The 14,816-nt window shown below is 51.2% G+C and carries 13 protein-coding genes; 8 read left to right on the forward strand and 5 right to left on the reverse strand.

From position 1 onward, the window contains the following. Positions 1-48: 48 nt before the first annotated feature. Positions 49-1,425 carry a 2-oxo acid dehydrogenase subunit E2 gene (locus tag AINA4_RS04440; RefSeq protein ID WP_281786313.1) on the forward strand — a complete coding sequence of 459 codons (1,377 nt, stop codon included), beginning with the start codon at positions 49-51 and terminating at the stop codon, positions 1,423-1,425. A gap of 2 nt (positions 1,426-1,427) precedes the next feature. Here AINA4_RS04440 and AINA4_RS04445 read toward each other — a convergent pair whose 3' ends face one another. Beyond that, the gene (locus AINA4_RS04445; protein ID WP_281786314.1) at positions 1,428-2,243 is read right to left on the reverse strand and encodes a hypothetical protein; all 816 of its coding nucleotides are present in this window, start codon (positions 2,241-2,243) and stop codon (positions 1,428-1,430) included. 47 nt (positions 2,244-2,290) lie between these two features. Between AINA4_RS04445 and lipB the strand changes: the two genes are divergently transcribed. From lipB to AINA4_RS04460, 3 genes are read left to right on the forward strand one after another with little or no spacing between them, the layout of a single operon-like run. Continuing rightward, a complete protein-coding gene (gene lipB, locus AINA4_RS04450) occupies positions 2,291-2,932 on the forward strand; it encodes a lipoyl(octanoyl) transferase LipB (RefSeq protein ID WP_281786315.1) in 642 nt (213 codons plus the stop codon). Beyond that, complete coding sequence (lipA, locus tag AINA4_RS04455) at positions 2,922-3,902, forward strand: lipoyl synthase (RefSeq protein ID WP_281786316.1); 981 nt, start codon at positions 2,922-2,924, stop codon at positions 3,900-3,902. The genes lipB and lipA overlap by 11 nt, the downstream gene beginning before the upstream one ends. A gap of 58 nt (positions 3,903-3,960) precedes the next feature. Continuing rightward, complete coding sequence (locus tag AINA4_RS04460; protein ID WP_281786317.1) at positions 3,961-4,656, forward strand: DUF4191 domain-containing protein; 696 nt, start codon at positions 3,961-3,963, stop codon at positions 4,654-4,656. A 42-nt stretch (positions 4,657-4,698) separates the two neighbouring features. On the opposite strand, the gene AINA4_RS04465 is transcribed toward AINA4_RS04460, so the two are convergent. Beyond that, positions 4,699-5,160, reverse strand: a complete 462-nt coding sequence (locus AINA4_RS04465) for an RDD family protein (RefSeq protein ID WP_281786318.1) — start codon at positions 5,158-5,160, stop codon at positions 4,699-4,701. Positions 5,161-5,301: 141 nt separating this feature from the next. On the opposite strand from AINA4_RS04465, the gene glnA reads away from it, so the two are divergent. Beyond that, complete coding sequence (glnA, locus tag AINA4_RS04470) at positions 5,302-6,726, forward strand: type I glutamate--ammonia ligase (RefSeq protein ID WP_281786319.1); 1,425 nt, start codon at positions 5,302-5,304, stop codon at positions 6,724-6,726. A 56-nt stretch (positions 6,727-6,782) separates the two neighbouring features. On the opposite strand, the gene AINA4_RS04475 is transcribed toward glnA, so the two are convergent. Both AINA4_RS04475 and AINA4_RS04480 read right to left on the reverse strand, forming a co-directional pair. Further along, entirely contained in the window at positions 6,783-9,752 is a 2,970-nt protein-coding gene (locus tag AINA4_RS04475) for a bifunctional [glutamine synthetase] adenylyltransferase/[glutamine synthetase]-adenylyl-L-tyrosine phosphorylase (RefSeq protein ID WP_281786320.1), read from the reverse strand. Between the two features lie 14 nt (positions 9,753-9,766). Beyond that, positions 9,767-11,104, reverse strand: a complete 1,338-nt coding sequence (locus tag AINA4_RS04480) for a glutamine synthetase family protein (RefSeq protein ID WP_281786321.1) — start codon at positions 11,102-11,104, stop codon at positions 9,767-9,769. Between the two features lie 35 nt (positions 11,105-11,139). Here AINA4_RS04480 and AINA4_RS04485 point away from each other — a divergent pair, with 35 nt between their 5' ends. Both AINA4_RS04485 and panB read left to right on the forward strand, forming a co-directional pair. Continuing rightward, a complete protein-coding gene (locus tag AINA4_RS04485) occupies positions 11,140-12,879 on the forward strand; it encodes an NAD+ synthase (RefSeq protein WP_281786322.1) in 1,740 nt (579 codons plus the stop codon). Between the two features lie 9 nt (positions 12,880-12,888). Then, positions 12,889-13,728: a 3-methyl-2-oxobutanoate hydroxymethyltransferase gene (gene panB / locus AINA4_RS04490; RefSeq protein ID WP_281786323.1), complete on the forward strand. Its 840-nt coding sequence runs from the start codon at positions 12,889-12,891 to the stop codon at positions 13,726-13,728. On the opposite strand, the gene AINA4_RS04495 is transcribed toward panB, so the two are convergent. Further along, positions 13,729-13,923, reverse strand: coding sequence for a hypothetical protein (locus AINA4_RS04495; protein WP_096380896.1), 195 nt, complete (start codon positions 13,921-13,923; stop codon positions 13,729-13,731). A gap of 12 nt (positions 13,924-13,935) precedes the next feature. On the opposite strand from AINA4_RS04495, the gene map reads away from it, so the two are divergent. Further along, complete coding sequence (gene map / locus AINA4_RS04500; protein ID WP_281786324.1) at positions 13,936-14,802, forward strand: type I methionyl aminopeptidase; 867 nt, start codon at positions 13,936-13,938, stop codon at positions 14,800-14,802. Positions 14,803-14,816: the final 14 nt, after the last annotated feature.

Consider the following 14,816-nt stretch of genomic DNA (forward strand, 5'->3'; position numbering starts at 1 on the left):
CCAAGCATTAGTAAGCTAAAAGCAACAGCTAACGAGGAGATTCATTCCATGAGCGAGTCAGTAAGCCTTCCCGCACTCGGCGAAAGCGTCACCGAAGGTACCGTTACGCGGTGGCTCAAGAACGTCGGAGACCGCGTAGAGGTCGACGAACCATTACTTGAAGTATCTACTGACAAGGTAGACACTGAGATTCCTTCACCTATCTCAGGTGTTGTAGAGGCCATTCTTGTCCAGGAAGATGAGACAGTTGCCGTTGGTACTGTCTTGGCCCACATTGGCGATGGTTCTGGTTCAGCAGCTCCTGCAGCTCCTGCGGCAGAGGCACCTGCAGCTGAACCAGTAGCTGTTCCTGTTGAAGCTCCCGCCCCAGCTGCAGCTCCAGTTGTTGAAGCACCTGTTGTAGCTGCCCCTCCAGTTGTTGAAGCACCTGTTGTAGCTGCCCCAGTTGTTGCACCTCCGGTTGTTGCACCTCCAGTTGTGAGCGCCCCTGTGGCTGCACCTGCAGCACCAGCTGCACCTGCAGGTGGACACGCCAGCAACGCTGGTTATGTAACACCTATCGTTCGCAAGCTTGCTAATGAAAACGGTGTTGACCTGAACAACATTGTTGGTACGGGAATCGGCGGCCGCATCCGCAAGGAAGATGTTCTTTCTGCCAGAGGTGGCTCTGCACCAGCTGCAAAGACCCGCACCCCACTTGAAGTTTCTCCACTTCGTGGAACTACGGTTCCCATGTCACGCCTTCGCAAGGTTGTTGCTGAGCGTGCCGTTATCTCGATGCAAAGCACCGCTCAACTCACAAGTGTTGTTGAGGTGGATGTGACTCGCATCGCCGAGCTTCGTCAGCGCGTTCAGTCGCAGTTTGTTGCTGCCACCGGTGGCAAGCTCAGCTTCATGCCGTTCTTTGCTCTCGCAGCCACAGAAGCATTGAAGGCATTCCCCATCATCAACGCAACCGTTGAGGGCGACAACATCGTCTACCCCGGTTATGAGAACGTTTCAATCGCCGTTGACACCGAGCGTGGCTTGTTGACTCCTGTTGTAAAGAATGCAGGCGAGCTCAACATTGCTCAGTACTCGATGGCCATTGCAGATGTAGCTCTCCGTACACGTGAGAACAAATTGCAGCCAGATGAGCTTGCAGGTGGAACTTTCACCCTGACTAACACTGGTTCACGCGGCGCTCTGTTCGACACTCCCGTTGTCTTCTTACCTCAACTCGCAATTCTGGGAACTGGTGTCGTCACCAAGCGTCCAGTGGTGATCCAAGCTGATGGCCAGGAAGTTATCGCGATTCGTTCAATGGTCTACTTGGCGCTGTCTTACGACCACCGCATCATCGATGGTGCAGACGCTGCACGCTTCCTTGGCGCAATCAAGGAACGCCTCGAAGAGGGCGCGTTCGAAGCGGATCTCGGTATCTAGTTTCACTGAGGATCAAACACCTCACGAATTCGCCACGTTGCTCCTGTCTTTTGCAGAAGCAACGTGGCGAATGTCGTTAACTCTTCATTTGTTCGAAGTGACACTTCAACTAAAACAACTTCCCCACTCTGACTCACCACAGTTGCTTGTAGCTCTTCAGCGGTGACATCTGTAGGAATTTTCAGTTGTGTCAAACTCCCGCCAAGAACAAAGTCGACGGCTGCTTGTGTTGGTTCCTGGATAAGTACGTCCGCTGATGGAGTGTTGGTCACATTCGATGAAATGTTTTCAATAGTGGCCTGCTTTCCAGGAATGAGAAATAGGCCGAAAACCACCAACAATGAGACAAGTCCAAGGGAGAACAAGACACGTTTGTGAATTACTCGAGCTGTGAATTTCGCAGTGAGCTTCGCTTCCCTGAGGGGTACGTGCTCATTGTCCGATGCATCTACTTCGATAGCAACGGGTTCAAAGTTTCGAGGAAGCAAGAACAATTCCTTTTCCAAAGTTTGGCCTAGCAGAGTTGGTGAAATATGTTCACTTGTTTCTCTGATGGAGATCCAGACAAGCTCTCCATCAGAGTTTCGACCAACATCTGTCGCCGTTTTTCCCTGGACACAAATAGATAAGTTGTGCTCTACCTGTAACCCATTGATTTCTGCTTTACCAGCAATTGAATTTTCAGACACGTCAGCCCTCGTGACCTGATAACCGACAAGGTAGGTACGTTCTATGTGTGCAGACATTTCTTCAGCATTGAACACCTGATCAATAGGATCATCCAGCACGTCCGTATTGGTGGAAAGCTTGGTTGGCACGAGTTTGTGGAGGATTGGCCAGAATTCAACACGGTAAGATTTAAGCCATGTTGGAAGTTGATGTACTGGGTTTAGGCGACCACGCGGTGCCGTATCGCGAAGCCTGGGAAAAGCAACGTGAAGTGCATCAACAAGTTGTCTCAGGTGAACGACCAAACACCCTATTGCTTCTTGAACACCAGTCTGTTTATACAGCTGGAAAACGGACAGAAGATTCAGAACGTCCAACTGATGGAACAGAAGTCATCGATGTTGACCGTGGTGGAAAAATAACCTGGCACGGTCCCGGACAGCTCGTGGGATACCCCATCACTCGCCTTCAGGAACCCATGGATGTGGTTGCCTACGTGCGGACTATTGAATCTTTGCTCATCGATGTTTGCGCACGATTCGGAGTCACCGGAGAGAGAGTGGAAGGACGTTCCGGAGTGTGGGTGAAACGTGGCTTGTCGTATGACAAGGTTGCTGCGATAGGCATCCGCATTAGCGAAGGCGTGTCTATGCACGGCTTTGCAATCAATTGCAACAACTCACTTCAGGCATACGAGAACATCGTGGCTTGTGGCATTCGTGATGCTGGTGCAACAACACTGAGTCAGATTTCGGGGAACGATATTTCGCCTTCGGATGTTGTCCCTGTTGTAACAGAACTATTTACCCACTATTTTGAGGACACTCATGTCAGCTGACGGCCGCAAACTGCTGCGCCTAGAGGTTCGTAACAGCGCAACCCCGATTGAAAAAAAGCCCGAATGGATTCGGACGAAGGCCAAGATGGGGCCGGAGTATCAGGCCCTGCAGAAACTCGTCAAAAGTGAAGACCTGCACACGGTGTGCCAAGAAGCAGGTTGTCCCAACATCTACGAATGCTGGGAAGACCGCGAAGCTACCTTCCTCATTGGTGGATCTCAGTGCACCCGTCGTTGTGATTTCTGTCAGATTGATACTGGCAAGCCTGATGCTTTTGACCGCGATGAGCCTCGTCGTGTTGGTGAATCTGTCGCGCAAATGAATCTGCGCTACGCCACAGTAACGGGAGTGGCGCGAGATGATCTTGAAGATGAAGGTGCCTGGCTCTACGCCGAAACCATTCGCCAAATTCACGCTCAAAACCCCAGTACAGGTGTAGAGATTTTGGTTCCTGATTTCTCCGGAAATCCTGAACATCTAGGTAAGGTTTTCGAAGCGGCACCCGAAGTTTTCGCGCACAATGTGGAAACGGTTCCTCGCATTTTCAAGCGTGTACGTCCAGCTTTTACTTATGAGCGTTCTTTGGACGTACTTACTCAAGGCCGTAACGCCGGGATGATTACCAAATCCAACCTCATCCTTGGAATGGGTGAAACTCGAGAAGAAGTCAGCCAAGCCTTGCAGGATCTCTATGATGCCGGAACTGACATCATCACGATCACCCAATATTTGCGCCCTAGTGCACGTCACATGCCGGTAGACCGTTGGGTTCACCCTGAAGAGTTTGTGGAGCTCAAAGAAGAAGCAGAGGCAATTGGTTACCTCGGCGTTCTTTCTGGGCCACTTGTTCGCTCTTCTTACCGTGCAGGTCGACTCTATGCTCAGTCCATGCGCGCAAAGGGTCGGGAGATTCCTGATAGCCTCAGTCACTTGGCAGACGCTGAATTAGGTTTTTCTCAAGCCGTCTAAATCACATCTACCCCGTGGCTAGTCCACCAACCTCAGCAAGATAGGTATTCTTTTCTCCATGGCACGCACAAAAAAGCCCAAAGGTCCTTCGCGTATAAAGCAAATGTGGCAGGTCTTCCAAATGACCCGTCGCTACGACAAGAGCGTCGTTGCATTGATATTGCTCGCCTTCCTTGGCCCCACTGCGATTGGCGCAGGTGCCGGTATTGCTTTGAGCAACGGAAACATCTTCATTTTGGTGTTGTGGATCCTCATCGGCGTGATGACTGGTGTGCTCGTAGGAATGATTGTTCTGGGCCGTCGCGCAGAGCGTGCCGCATACTCCCAAATTGAAGGCCAGCCAGGAGCTGTTGGCGCGGTATTGAAGTCTGCATTGCGACGCAGTTGGATAGGCGAAGAGACACCAGTAGCAATTAACCCCAAGACCAAGGATGCGATCTATCGTGCAGTTGGTCGCGGTGGCGTGGTTCTCATTGCAGAAGGCCCCATAGCTCGAACACAGCGACTCGTTGATGATGAGCGCCGTAAGACCGCGAAGGTTCTGCCTAACGTTCCGATTACGGTTCTCACGGTCGGGCCCGACGAAAGTTCAGTCAAGCTGTACAAACTTGGTTGGCAGATGACAAAAATCAAGCATGCTTTGACCAAGAGTGAAGTTCGTATTGTGGCAAACCGCTTGTCGTCACTTGGAACAAATGTTCCTATCCCCAAGGGAATCGACCCTTTCAAAGTGCGACCATCTCGCGCACGCTAAGAAAAGTATTCCTGTGAGGCCCGCGTTGCGGGCCTCAGAGCGTTATCTGGACTTCAGAAGAATGGTTCCGGCAATTTTGTCGTGGAAGCCTCGTTGATCTGAATCCCACACCAACGCAGGAAGTACCAGAGCTAACAGGACACTGCGAACGATGGGTCGCCACCAGTCGAGAATCCCGCCAGAAATATTGACTAGGTAAAGGCGAAAAATTCGATGTCCAATGCTTCCACCAATAAACCAGATGCCAAGTATCTGGAGCACGACAAAAACACCCAACAGCTGCAATTGGCCCGCAGCTGATGATGAGAGTGTTGGATAATCTTTTCCGGTCACTAGCATCAATACGAGTGCTGAAAGAAACCAGTCCAGAGTAATTGCAAATAGACGGCGGCCCACACGTGCAACCGATTGAGGACCAGTTTTAGGTAAACCCAACCTTTCCCCCGGATAGGAACTTAGAGGCGAATTGTTGTCTTTGTTTCCAGGGCCGGTGGCAGAAGTCATACGCCAAAGTTTACGGTCGTTTTGCTTGTAACATGAATGAAACAAATGCGATACAGCACTGCAACGCCAGACTCGTACATTGGTCATATCGCTACACACTTGTAGCAACGCTAAATCCATCAAATTTGGAGCTAACAAAGCATGTTCAAAGATTCCTCCGAGGTTCTCAAATTCATCAAGGACACAGACGTCAAGTTCCTTGATATCCGCTTCACCGATCTCCCCGGTGTACAGCAGCACTTCAACATTCCTGCATCTACCGTGGACGAAGAATTCTTCACTGTAGGACAGATGTTTGATGGCTCTTCTATTCGTGGCTTCGCCTCGATTCACGAGTCTGACATGCAGCTCATTCCAGACCCCACCACCTGCTACATCGATGAGTTCCGCACAGAGCGCACTCTCGTGATGCTCTTTGACATCTACAACCCTCGCACCGGTGAGATTTACCACCGTGACCCCCGTCAGGTTGCAAAAAAGGCTGAGAAGTACCTCGCATCGACTGGAATTGCTGACACGGCATATTTTGCCCCTGAAGCAGAATTCTTCATCTTTGATGACGTGCGTTACGAAGTAAACCAGCAAACCTCTTTCTACAAAATTGACTCTTCCGAGGCACCATGGAACTCCGGTAAGAAGATCGAGGGCGGAAACCTCGCAAACACCACACCATACAAGGGTGGCTACTTCCCCGTCTCCCCCGTTGACCAGCATGCAGACATGCGCGATGACATCTGCCTCAAGCTCATCAACGCAGGCCTCATCCTCGAGCGAAGCCACCACGAGGTTGGAACAGCAGGTCAGGGTGAAATCAACTACCGCTTTGACACCATGGTCAAGGCTGCAGATGACATCCTGAAGTTCAAGTACATCGTCAAGAACACCGCAAACGAGTGGGGCAAGACCGCAACCTTCATGCCTAAGCCCCTCTTCGGTGACAACGGTTCAGGTATGCACACCCACCAGTCGCTATGGAACGACGGCAAGCCACTGTTCTATGACGAGAACGGCTATGGCGGTCTTTCCGACATCGCACGTTGGTACATCGGAGGTTTGCTCAAGCACGCAGGTGCTGTTCTTGCATTCACCAACCCAACCGTGAACTCCTACCACCGTCTGGTTCCCGGATTTGAAGCTCCTGTGAACCTGGTTTACTCGGCAGGTAACCGTTCAGCTGCGATTCGTATCCCCTTGACTGGTAACAACCCCAAGGCAAAGCGCATCGAGTTCCGTGCACCAGATGCCTCTGGTAACCCCTACCTCGCTTTCGCCGCTCAGATGATGGCTGGACTTGATGGAATCAAGAACCGCATCGAACCTCATGAGCCTGTTGACAAGGACCTCTACGAGCTGCCACCAGAGGAAGCAAAGAACATTCCTCAGGTCCCCGGCTCTCTCGAAGACGCTCTTGTTGCTCTCGAGAACGACCACGAGTTCTTGCTCGCAGGAAACGTGTTCACCAAGGACCTCATTGAGACTTGGATTTCGTACAAGCGTGACAACGAAATCAAGCCTCTGTCGCTTCGTCCTCACCCATTCGAGTTCGAGCTCTACTACGGCGTTTAGTCCAAATAGAGGTAACTCACAGAATGCCGCTCCTTTGGGGGCGGCATTCTGAGTTTCTAAATGAAATCAAAAAACACGCGCTCAACAACCTGACGAGAGCGCCTGGTAATCGATAGGTAATCCTCTTCAAGGCGACTTGCCGACCCAGGCGGATAATTCAATAGTCGAGCAATACCTTCCAGGTCACGGGTGTCCAGAGGCAGAACGTCCGTAGCTTTATCGGCCCAGATAGTGATGCCAGAACGTACCCGTGAAGCAAAAATCCACGCCTCAATGAGCTTTGATGCATCTTCTTGTGAAATGAGTTTTTCTTGCGCAGCAACCCGGAGTGCTGTGATCGAAGATGTGGTCTGCAATTGAGGATAAAGATGCGCAAATTGAAGCTGGAGTAATTGAACCGTCCACTCAACATCGCTGAGTGATCCTCGACCTAATTTCACGTGGCGTGCAGGATCAGCACCTTGAGGTAAACGTTCTGCCTCGACGCGCGCTTTAATCCGCCTGATTTCGCGGACATCATCAATGCTGATTTCCTTGGGATACCGAACATTATTGATGAGTTCCATCATGTCTGATTGAAGTTGTTCAGGGCCGAGAACGGCGCGCGCGCGCAATAAAGCCTGTGCTTCCCACATCAACGACCACCGAGCGTAATATGCGGCATAGGAGTCCAGAGATCTGGCAATGGCCCCATTCTTGCCCTCTGGGCGGAGATCCGTATCTATATCGAATGGGAGTCTTGGGTCTTCTGCCAGTTCCTTGATTCTGAGAATGATGCGCTCAGCACGTTTCTGGGCCACTTCGCCGTCACACTCAGATGTTCCGCGATAGACATAAATCACGTCTGCATCGCTATCGAAACCGAGTTCTTGTCCTCCGTAACGTCCCATAGCAATGACGGCGAATTCTGGATTGTGCTCAGTCTCACGGAGTGCAATGCCTAGGTACCCACTCAACGCAGCGGTAGTGACGTCACTGAGCCCTTGACTGATCTGGTCGATCGTGAGCACGTTGAGAATTCCACCAATAGCCAAACGCAATACTTCACGCCGGCGCATTGATCTCACAGCTTTGCGGGCAGCCTCATCGTCCTCGTGGTGGCGGGCCAAAATAGAAAGAACTTCCGCGCTGAGCACCTCTGCGGGAGTCGGTTGTAATTCTTCATCGCCATCAAACCACGCAGCAGATTCAGGAATAAGTTCCATGAGATCAGAGACATAGCGCGATCCACTAAGAACTTGTGTGAGGCGTTGTGCCGCACCTGCAGAATCTCGCAGCATCCGCAGGAACCAATGTGACTCCCCTAATTGCTCACTCAGCAATCGGAAACTCAACAGGCCATGATCTGGATTTGCGCCTTCGGAAAGCCATTGCAACATGACCGGAAGTAATGCACGTTGAATCGCTGCACGTCTGGAAACACCTGATGTGAGTGCGGCTATGTGTTTCAGCGATCCCTTCGGATCTCTGAAACCAATAGCAGCAAGACGAGCTTCAGCTTGGTCACTCGTGAGCTGGTGAGTTTCTTCAGGCAGTTTTGCTACCGCTGCAAGCAAAGGTCGATAAAACAGACGCTCATGGAGCTCTCGCACTTCAAGTTTGGTTTGTTGCCACCTGGCAACAACCTCAGCGGCAGTGTTCCACAATCCTGTTGCACGAGCTAAAACTCTCTGTTCTGCCTCGCCTCTAGGCATCAGGTGTGTGCGCGTCAAATCTCGTAATTGCATGCGATGTTCTAACAAACGCAAGAAGCGATAATCATCAGCAAAGCTTTGTGCTTCGTCACGACCAACATATCCAGCCTGCGACAAGCGCTGAAGTGACTCTAGGGTGCCACGGGTGTGAACAGTGTCATCAACAAGGCCGTGAACAAGTTGCAGTAACTGAACAGTAAATTCGATATCCCGAAGGCCACCTGGACCTAGTTTGATTTGATATTCCACATCGTCACCGGGAATATTCTCAGTGACTCTTTCGCGCATGCGCTGTACTTGTTCCACAAAGTTTGACCGGCTGGCACTTGACCAAACTTTAGGTGCCACGCTGGCAACGTATTGCTCCCCCAGCTCCATACTTCCTGCAAGTGGTCGCGCCTTGAGAAGTGCCTGGAATTCCCAGTCTTTAGCCCAACGATCGTAATAGGCCATGTGAGACTCGAGGGTTCGAACAAGAGCACCGTCCTTGCCCTCTGGACGCAGATTGGCATCTACTTCCCATAACCCAGGTTCTTTAGAAACTTCATAGATGCTTCGTGCCGTGTGCTGAGCCAGACGTGTTGCGATAGTCAATGCCTGGTCAGTTGACAGAACTGCCTCGTCACGCGAGCGGGCAACATAAATGACATCGACATCGCTGAGATAGTTCAGTTCACGAGCACCGCACTTACCCATGCCGATAATCGCTAGGTCGACAAGTGCCACCTGTTCGGCACTGAACTGCTCGGCTACTTCAGCCCGCGCTACAGCGAGGCCTGCTTCCAAGGCAGCTCCTGCGACATCTGATAGCGCGCCAGTAACGACCTCAATTTGAGAGAGCGGGTCTTCATGGTTAAGGTCCCAGAGCGCAATACTCAGCAAGTGTTCCCGGTAACGAATGCGCAGTGCATCGTGTGCTTGGTCTGCCTTGAGCTTTGCAATTGATTTGGTGGCTTGAACGCTATCTAACAGAGAATCCCGCAGCTTTACTTGATCTCTTGGTAGCTGGGGTTCATTCAAAAAAACATTGAGGGTGTGCGGATGTCTCTCGATAAACTCTGCAAGCCCACGGGAACCACCCAGGATTTTGAGCAACCGAGTGGTGGCTTCTTCTTTCCTAAGAATCTTCTTCAACACAGCCAATTCAGGCTGAGTTTGTCCAAGCCGAACAAGCCACAATAATGCTCTATCGGGATCAGCACTTGAAGAAACTGCAGTAAGAATAAGTTCGGGTTGCGCACCTGTGACGGCAACCACAGAGTCAACGCACTCCAACGCTTCACTGAGTTCAGTGAAACCAGCCTTTGCGAGCTGAGTGCGCGACAGTGCCACGGGAAGTGAAGAGTCTAGAGAGTTTCGAGGTTGGAACGTAGCTCGAAATTGGTGACCTGGTTTCGGTAGTCTGCCCATTCCTGGCGCTTGTTGCGCAACACATAATCAAAGACTTTGGATCCCAGCGTCTCGGCTACAAGCTCAGACTCCTCCATCAAGCTGATGGCATTGTTCAAACTAGAAGGAAGTGGCTTGTAACCCAGTGCTTTACGCTCAGTGTCTGTGAGCTCCCAGGCATTCTCTTCAGCTTCCGCTGGAAGATCCATGCTCTGTTCAATACCCTTCAGACCCGCTGCGAGCAGCACCGAGTATGCGAGATAAGGGTTTGCAGCTGAGTCGATAGCGCGATATTCAATACGAGCGCTTTGACCTTTGCCTGGTTTATATACAGGAACACGAACCAGTGCAGAACGGTTGTTGTGACCCCAGTTAGCAAAAGCAGGAGCTTCACCACCGCCCCAGAGACGCTTGTACGAGTTGACGTACTGGTTTGTGACTGCCGTAATTTCAGGCGCGTAGTGGAGTAAGCCGGCAATAAACTGGCGGCCAACCTTTGAAAGTTGGTACTTAGCTCCTGCTTCGTAGAAGGCGTTGTTGTCGCCTTCAAACAAGGACATGTGGGTGTGCATACCGCTACCTGGGTGCTCTGCAAAAGGCTTAGGCATGAAGGTTGCATACACGCCCTGCTCCATGGCAACTTCCTTGATAACAGTTCTGAAAGTCATGATGTTATCTGCAGTTGTCAGTGCGTCTGCGTAACGCAGGTCAATTTCGTTCTGTCCAGGCCCTGCTTCATGGTGACTGAACTCAACCGAAATGCCGATGTCTTCGAGCATGCGTACAGACCTGCGACGGAAATCATGTGCTGTTCCGCCAGGAACGTTGTCAAAGTAACCGGCGTGATCAATAGGTTGAGCACCACCATTTGCCCAGTCAGAATCTTTCAGAAGGTAAAACTCAATTTCAGGGTGGGTGTAGAACGTAAAGCCACGTTCTGCCGCCTTTGCAAGCGTGCGCTTAAGAACATTTCGTGGGTCTGAGACTGCAGGCTGACCATCAGGGGTGTTGATGTCACAGAACATACGGGCAGTGGGGTCGATTTCCCCACGCCAGGGCAAGATCTGGAAGGTGGAGGGATCGGGGTGTGCGAGGACATCTGCTTCATATGCGCGTGTAAGTCCTTCGATGGCAGAACCATCAATTCCGACCCCTTCGGCAAAGGCACCTTCTACTTCAGCAGGCGCAACAGCAACAGACTTGAGAGTACCGTTCACGTCAGTGAACCACAGTCGAACGAACTTTACGCCGCGCTCTTCAATAGTGCGCAATACGAAGTCTTGTTGCTTGTCCATAAGAACCCTTTCCTATCGCTACTAGGCTACTTGTTATGCCGATTCTTCGCTTGGCTCTTGCCCAGACAAACCCACGTTTAGGGGATTTTTCGCACAATTCTTTACACATTGTTAACACAGTGAGACAGGCCTACGATCAGGGTGCTGATCTCGTCGCATTTGGAGAAATGGTCCTGACCGGGTACCCCATCGAAGATCTTGCTACCCGGCCAGATTTTTTGAAGGAATCATGGGCTGTATTGCAACGAGTTGCCAACAACATCGCAGATTCTGGAGCAGGCAGTATTCCTGTTCTCGTGGGCTTCCCGCACGGCCCCATAGATGAACACGAGAATTCAGCGCACTCCCCCTCAGCTATCGCATACAACTCGGTCGCAGTGTTGCAAGACGGCAGAGTTATCGGAATTTATAACAAGCACCACTTACCCAACTACTCCGTATTTGATGAATACAGAATCTTCCGTCCGGGCCACGATGCCGTGGTTGTGCACGTGGCCGGAGCAGATATCGCTTTGGCTATTTGTGAAGATATCTGGCGCGAAGGCGGACCTGTAGCTGCCATTGCAGAAGTTAAACCGAGCCTGCTGCTGGTTATGAACGGTTCACCCTTTGAACGAGAAAAGGACGAGGTTCGTCTTCCTCTGGTTCAACGCCGCGCAGAACAGGTCAATGCTCCGGTTGTCTACCTCAACATCGTGGGGGGGCAAGATGATCTGGTCTTCGATGGTGGAAGCTTTGTAACAAACTCTTCGGGAAAACTCCTGGCGCGTGCCCACCAATTCGTTGAACAAACCCTATTGATGGACATCGACCTCAAGGAATCTTCCAGCCATGGCGCTCAGCTCGGTCCAGGCGTTGTGATTATTGATGCCGGTAATGGTCACCCACAACGTTCGTCGCGAACACCTGTTCAGTCAGAAATAGCTCCACAGCTTGAAATCAACGAACAAATCTGGGACGCACTTGTTCTAGGGATGCGCGATTATGTGGAAAAGAATGGCTTCCGATCTGTCATCTTGGGCCTTTCTGGCGGAATTGATTCTGCGGTGTGTGCAGCACTTGCTGTGGATGCAATCGGACCAGATCGGGTCTTTGGCGTATCGATGCCTAGTCGATATTCCAGTGACCATTCCCGCTCTGATGCAGATGACTTAGCGGAGCGTTTAGGGATCAAAATTCGCACTGAAGCAATTGCCGATCTTGTTGCCCCTGTTGAAAACCAACTTCACCTAGAAGGGATTTCCGCCGAAAACCTCCAGGCACGTATTCGCGGAATCATTTTGATGGGTTTGAGTAATGCCGAAGGTCACCTGGTCCTCACCACAGGAAATAAAACTGAGATTGCCGTTGGATACAGCACCATTTACGGCGACAGTGTGGGAGGTTTTGCTCCCATCCGCGACGTGCCCAAAACTTTGGTCTGGGAGTTAGCAAAATGGCGAAATGAGCACGCCCGTCAACAAGGACTCACTCCGCCAATCCCAGAGAATTCGATTACAAAACCACCGTCGGCAGAATTGCGCCCAGGGCAGGTCGATCAGGACACCTTGCCCCAATATGACGTTCTTGATGCCATCCTTGATTCGTACATCACCGAACGCGTAGGTCGCGATGTCATCATTGCTCGTGGCTTTGAACCAAGTTTGGTTGACCGCGTAATTAATCTGGTTGACCGTGCAGAGTGGAAAAGACGCCAAGGCGCCATTGGTCCCAAGATTTCTGAGATGGCCTTTGGTAGAGACCGTAGGCTCCCCGTCACATTTTCGCGTAACTAGACTGGTTTCATGAGCGTTCACCCAGATCCCACCTCAGATGCCGTCCTGAAACGAGTTCGCACACGTCATTTTGCCCAGGCAAAAGCTAACGGCATCAAAATTACAGGGTTGACTAGCTATGACACTTTGACTGCACAAATCTTCGATGAAGCAGGTATTGATTTCCTCCTTGTCGGTGACTCTGCCGGAAACACTGTCTTGGGATATGACTCGACCCTTCCTGTAACGGTGGATGAACTCATTCCATTGACCCGTGCTGTTGCCTTGTCAGCTAAGCGTGCATTCGTGATTGCCGATATGCCTTTTGGGTCCTATGAGGAAGGTCCAGAACACGCACTTCGGACAGCAATGCGGTTCATGAAAGAAACGCATGCTCACGCGGTCAAACTCGAAGGTGGAATTCGCAGCGCTGATCAAATTCGTCGCATCGTGGAATCTGGCATCCCCGTCATGGGCCACGTTGGATTTACTCCGCAAAGTGAGCACGGTTTGGGCGGCCACATGATTCAAGGACGCGGTGAGGCAGCTGACCGTGTATTCGCAGACGCCAAAGCTGTTGAAGCAGCAGGTGCATTTGCTGTTGTCCTTGAAATGATTCCTGCAGAGCTTGCAGCGCGCATCACAGCCGAGCTAAGTATTCCCACCATCAGCGTGGGGGCAGGCGCTCATACAGACGGACAGCTTTTAGTTTGGACAGACTTTGCCGGCTTGAACCCGGGACGCGTTCCCAAGTTTGTTAAGCAATACGCTCAACTTGGTGCTGTCCTTAGCGAGGCAGCAACATCTTTCAAAGCTGATGTGGAATCAGGAGCCTACCCAGGCCCTGAGCACAGCTACCAGGACGACTAACTAGTTACCTTCGCGTTCGGCGCGCTCTTCAGCTTCCCAACGCTCACTGTTTTCTCGCAGTTTTTCCATAGCGTGCTCTGCTTCATGAGCTGTCTCGAAAGGGCCTACGCGCTCGGACGAGGGTGACAGGTAGCCTTTTTCAACAGACTTGGTGTGCAGGTTGTACCAGAACATTTCACTTGGCTTCTCAGACATAAACTTAACCTTATGCCTAGAGATGCCACAGGGGTTCTTATTCCCGGAGTTTTGAGTTCAGAACGTCACGTTCCCTCAAACATTATTCGGCCTCCCTATGTAGGAAAATCCACGCCACCAGCCCACACAACAGGTGATGTGTATGACGCTGAGACGATTGAGAAAATTCGTCGCGCTGGAAAAATTTCTTCCCAAGCTTTAGATCTGATTGGTTCTGTTATCAAGCCCGGCATGACGACAGATGAGATAGACCAAATTGGTCATGATTTTGTGATCAGCCACGGCGCATATCCTTCAACCCTGGGATATCGCGGATATCCCAAATCGTTGTGTACCAGCGTGAACGAAGTCATTTGTCATGGCATCCCTGACGACACCGTTATCCAAGAAGGCGATCTCGTCAATGTGGACATCACGAGTTATCTCGATGGCGTTCATGGCGACACAAACAGAACATTTATCGTGGGAGAAACCTCACCTGAGGTTCGTGACTTAGTCGAAAGAACCCACGAAGCACTCAATCGCGGAATCAAGGCTGTTGCTCCGGGGCGCGAGGTCAATGTCATTGGAAGAGCAATCGAGTCATATGCCAAACGCTTTGGCTACGGAGTTGTTCGTGATTTCACCGGTCATGGTGTGGGCACTAGCTTCCATTCCGGCTTAATCATCCCCCACTATGACTCAGCTCCGCTGTATAACGACATCATGGAAGTGGGCATGGTTTTCACCATTGAACCCATGCTTACCCTCGGAACCCATGAGTGGGATATGTGGGCAGATGACTGGACGGTCACAACCAAAGACAAGTCATGGACTGCCCAGTTTGAACACACTCTCGTTGTCACCGAAACAGGTGCAGATATCTTGACCCTGTCCTAACCACGACAAAAAAG

It is taken from the genome of Aurantimicrobium sp. INA4 (assembly GCF_027924525.1).
Classification (GTDB): Bacteria; Actinomycetota; Actinomycetes; order Actinomycetales; family Microbacteriaceae; genus Aurantimicrobium.

What these genes read in the sequence shown, in the direction of transcription:
- AINA4_RS04440 (WP_281786313.1), top strand. Translation starts at nt 49, where the DNA reads ATGAGCGAGTCAGTAAGCCTTCCCGCACTCGGCGAAAGCGTCACCGAA.
- lipB (WP_281786315.1), top strand. Translation starts at nt 2,291, where the DNA reads ATGTTGGAAGTTGATGTACTGGGTTTAGGCGACCACGCGGTGCCGTAT.
- lipA (WP_281786316.1), top strand. Translation starts at nt 2,922, where the DNA reads ATGTCAGCTGACGGCCGCAAACTGCTGCGCCTAGAGGTTCGTAACAGC.
- AINA4_RS04460 (WP_281786317.1), top strand. Translation starts at nt 3,961, where the DNA reads ATGGCACGCACAAAAAAGCCCAAAGGTCCTTCGCGTATAAAGCAAATG.
- AINA4_RS04465 (WP_281786318.1), bottom strand. Translation starts at nt 5,160, where the DNA reads ATGACTTCTGCCACCGGCCCTGGAAACAAAGACAACAATTCGCCTCTA.
- glnA (WP_281786319.1), top strand. Translation starts at nt 5,302, where the DNA reads ATGTTCAAAGATTCCTCCGAGGTTCTCAAATTCATCAAGGACACAGAC.
- AINA4_RS04480 (WP_281786321.1), bottom strand. Translation starts at nt 11,104, where the DNA reads ATGGACAAGCAACAAGACTTCGTATTGCGCACTATTGAAGAGCGCGGC.
- AINA4_RS04485 (WP_281786322.1), top strand. Translation starts at nt 11,140, where the DNA reads ATGCCGATTCTTCGCTTGGCTCTTGCCCAGACAAACCCACGTTTAGGG.
- panB (WP_281786323.1), top strand. Translation starts at nt 12,889, where the DNA reads ATGAGCGTTCACCCAGATCCCACCTCAGATGCCGTCCTGAAACGAGTT.
- AINA4_RS04495 (WP_096380896.1), bottom strand. Translation starts at nt 13,923, where the DNA reads ATGTCTGAGAAGCCAAGTGAAATGTTCTGGTACAACCTGCACACCAAG.
- map (WP_281786324.1), top strand. Translation starts at nt 13,936, where the DNA reads ATGCCTAGAGATGCCACAGGGGTTCTTATTCCCGGAGTTTTGAGTTCA.